Here is a 3,924-nt window from a genome sequence, read left to right on the forward strand (position 1 = left end):
CGCTGCTTGAGCAATATCACCACGTATTAGCGCCTGAATATAATCCATTACTTCTAAATCTTGAGGACAAGCTTTAGTGCAAGTATTGCAACTTACACAACGGAAAAGTTCCGGATAAATTTCCTGAAAAGTAGAAATAGAAGGCTCTAATTCATCTAGATCATATAAAGCTTTATTTGCCGGGAAAAAAGGAATTTGAGCAAGGTACATATTGGGCTCAACTACAGTTTGACAAGCTAATCCGGTCTTTATTTTATAGTCATCGGTAGTCCGATAAACAGTAGCGCAAGCGCCACAAAATCCCTCTCGACAACCACAGCCTCGTTTCAATTGATATCCGGCATATTCTAAAGCCCCCATAATAGTTGATCCTTCGGGCACCTCATACTTCTTACCCATAATATATAGAGATATCATTTTCGCCTTTGGAGATGGAGTTTTTTCTTCCATTTTTTCACCCCCTACTTTAAACCGTAAAAATATTTACCATTTCAAAGATTTGTCTTTTGCTAAAATTATTCTGCTGCATTGCTCCCGAAGGGCAGGCAGCACTACAAGCACCGCATCCCTCACAAATAATTGGATTAACCCTGGCTTTTTTTGTTTTTAAATCAAGCTCAATGGCATCGTAAGCACAAATATTTACACAATTACCACATCCCACACAGACTTCCTCATCAACATTGGCTATAATTGGTTCATGGTATAACTCATCCTTAGAGAAAAGGCTGTCTACCTTACTTGCTGCTCCGGATGCCTGAGCAACAGTTTCAGGAATATCTTTTGGTGCCTGAGCAGCGCCAGCAAGGAAATAGCCGGCGGTAAGACTTTCCACTGGACGAAGTTTAGGGTGAGCTTCGGTTAAGAAGCCATAATCATCTGTTGCCAGCCTTAATTTTTCAGCTAACTTTTTTGCCCCCTTACTGGGAATTATAGCCATAGCCAGAACCACCAGGTCTGCCGAAATCTCAATCTTTCTTCCGGTTAGCGTATCCGCTCCCCAGACTTTGATTTTATCTCCATCTTTAAATATTTTAGAGACTCTGCCTCTTAAATAAAGAATACGATCTTCTTCTATTCCTCTCTGAAGAAATTCTTCATACCCTTTTCCATTACATCGAATATCCATATAAAATACATAAGCCTGACCATCAGGAACAGCATGTTTATAAAGCATAGCCTGCTTCACAGTATACATACAACATATCTTGGAACAGTAGGGATAATAATGCTCTGGGTCTCGAGAGCCCACACATTGAATGAATACCACTTCTTTAGGAATCTTACCATCAGATGGTCTATAAGGTATACCTTCTGTAGGACCAGCAGGGGCAAGAAGCCTTTCTAACTGCATGCCATCAATAACATCCTTATATTTTCCGTATCCATATTCACCAACTTCTGCTTTATTCATAAGGTCATAACCGGTAGCTACAATAATTGCTCCTACCTTTTCTTCCACCAAAGAATCCTTTTGCTCAAAATTAATAGCTTTTAGAGAGCAATTCTTCTCACAGACCCTACACTTTCCTTTGGTGAAATAAAGGCAATTATTACTATCAATCACCGGTTTATTAGGAACAGCCTGGGGGAATAAAGTATAAATAGCTTTTCTTTTAGACAAAAACTCATTAAATTCCGAAGGAACTCTCACCGGACATTTTTCTATACAGAGACCACAGCCGGTGCATTTATCCCAGTCAACAAAAGAGGCTTTTCTTCTAATTTTCACTTGGAAATTTCCCACATAACCGGAGACTTCTTCTACTTCCGAAAAAGCGAGAAGCTTTATCTTTGGATGCTGACCAACCTGTACCATCTTTGGAGTAGCAATACATTGTGGACAATCAAGGGTAGGAAAAGTCTCTGATAGTTGAAGCATATGCCCTCCAATTGACTGGTTTTTCTCTACCAGGATAACTTCATACCCACTATCAGCAATATCTAAGGAGGCTTGAATGCCAGCTATTCCCCCTCCGATAACCAGTGCCCTTTTAGTAACGGGAACACTTAGAGGAAGGAGAGGTATATCTAACTTCAATTTTTCTATAGTAGCTTCAATAATCTTTACGGCTTTTTCTGTAGCTATCTCCTTATGGTTCTGGTGCACCCAGCTACATTGTTCTCTTATATTGGCAATCTCACCTCTATAAGGATTTAGTCCCACGGAAGCTATGGTATTACGAAAGGTAGTCTCATGCATGGTGGGTGAGCAAGCAGCTACCACTACACCATCCAGTTTCTTCTCTTTAACCATTTCCTTTATCATATCCTGACCGGGGTCAGAACACATATACATATAATCAGTAGCATAAACAACCTCTGGATAATCACTTACCAGCTTAACTACTTTTTCTACCTCTATCGTACCGGCAATATTTAAACCACAGTGGCAAATAAAAACACCTATTCTGCTCATTTTATACTCCACCTATGAAATGTTTACTCTTTAACAAAGGACGGGGGTCAATAAAATTTAATTCAAAGCGACAAACTTTTTCATCAAGACCCAAAGAAAGGGCTAGAAGCTGAGTAAAATAGAATACTGGTATACTTTTAAAATCGGGAAACTTCTCTTTTATCTCTTTTTGCCGATGATCTAAATTAAAGCCACATAAAGGGCAGCTTAAAACAATCGCTTCTGCCTTCTGACTAATAGCGAAGCTTAAAATATCGTGAGCCCGTTCCACCACCAGATTTACATTTACCACAGTATGATAGGAGCCGCAACACTCTGTTTCATAAGGATAATCAATTGCTTCCGCACCCACAGACTCCAAGAAATCCTTTAAAATAGTAGGACTTTCAGGATCATCTAACCCCACCTCTGGAGGGCGTAAAAGCAAACAACCATAATAAGGGGCTACCTTTAACCCTTTAAGAGGCATCTTTACTTTCTTGGAAACCTGGTTAAAACCTACTTCATTTTTTAAAATCTCTAAAAGATGCAAAACTTCAACTTCTCCATTATATTTCACATCTTCTCGGTACATAAGATTATTAAGCTTATCCAATTTTTCTTGATCTTCTTTTACTAATTTATTTGCTCTTTTTAAGGTATGATAACACATAGAACAAAGAGCCACTACCCGGGTATCTCTCGCTTCTTTAACCCGAATGAGATTACGAATAGGAGCTACCTGATGAATTAAATCATCAGAAGTTAAGGAATAGACTGTTCCACAACAATTCCATCGTGGGAGCTCCACCATCTCTATCCCCAAAAAAGATAAAGAAGCTATTGCCGAATCTTCAAAATTTTTGGCCATTGTTTTCAGGGTACATCCTGGGAAATAAGAGATTTTCATCTTTGCCCCTTTCATAAAATAAACTTAAATCAAGCACTAAATTTACGGAGACAGCTAACCAAAGCTGTTTGAGGAACTTGAGAGAGCACTTCCTTAGGAATAGACCATGGACTAACATAATCAACATTTTTCCTGAGAGTAATCTGCCGGAGAGCTTCCATAACTTTTGCTAAATCTACTCCTTTAGGACAGCGGGTAACACAAGTAAAGCAGGAAGCACAAATCCAGATGGTTTTAGAATCTAAAACTTCTTTTTCCTGACCCAGTTGAACCAGACGAATAATCTCACCGGGAGATATATCCATCTCTGATATACTGGGACATCCGGCAGAACATTTCCCACACTGATAACAAGCATAAAGGTTCTCTTCGCTTAATTCTTCTACCTTGTCTAAAAATTTACTTTTGATATTCTTAATAGAAATCTCTGTCTTCATCTCTACTCCTCCACTTTCATTGCTTTTAAAAAATCTTCTGAGTTAACACCGGGAGATTGAACTTTCTCCTGATCATAGAACTCATCTATTTTAGAGTTTAACCACTTTTTTTTACGGATCTCCCCTTTTAATTTTCCCTCTAATTCTTCCAGGCAATCTTTGGGATAAAGGGTAAAATC

The 3,924-nt window shown here is 38.8% G+C and carries 4 protein-coding genes; all 4 read right to left on the reverse strand.

Annotated elements, in window-relative coordinates; all coding sequences use genetic code 11:
• Positions 1-450 (reverse strand): 2Fe-2S iron-sulfur cluster-binding protein (locus tag COZ07_RS01470; RefSeq protein ID WP_406606825.1); only part of this gene is annotated, 450 nt, incomplete at its 3' end.
• A 16-nt stretch (positions 451-466) separates the two neighbouring features.
• The gene (locus COZ07_RS01475; protein WP_406606826.1) at positions 467-2,419 is read right to left on the reverse strand and encodes a CoB--CoM heterodisulfide reductase iron-sulfur subunit A family protein; all 1,953 of its coding nucleotides are present in this window, start codon (positions 2,417-2,419) and stop codon (positions 467-469) included.
• A gap of 1 nt (position 2,420) precedes the next feature.
• The gene (locus COZ07_RS01480) at positions 2,421-3,308 is read right to left on the reverse strand and encodes a CoB--CoM heterodisulfide reductase iron-sulfur subunit B family protein (protein ID WP_406606827.1); all 888 of its coding nucleotides are present in this window, start codon (positions 3,306-3,308) and stop codon (positions 2,421-2,423) included.
• A 29-nt stretch (positions 3,309-3,337) separates the two neighbouring features.
• Positions 3,338-3,745 carry a 4Fe-4S dicluster domain-containing protein gene (locus COZ07_RS01485; RefSeq protein WP_406606828.1) on the reverse strand — a complete coding sequence of 136 codons (408 nt, stop codon included), beginning with the start codon at positions 3,743-3,745 and terminating at the stop codon, positions 3,338-3,340.
• Positions 3,746-3,924 lie beyond the last annotated feature (179 nt).

Source organism: Candidatus Infernicultor aquiphilus (assembly GCF_002784285.1).
Taxonomy (GTDB): domain Bacteria; phylum Atribacterota; class Phoenicimicrobiia; order Phoenicimicrobiales; family Phoenicimicrobiaceae; genus Infernicultor; species Infernicultor aquiphilus.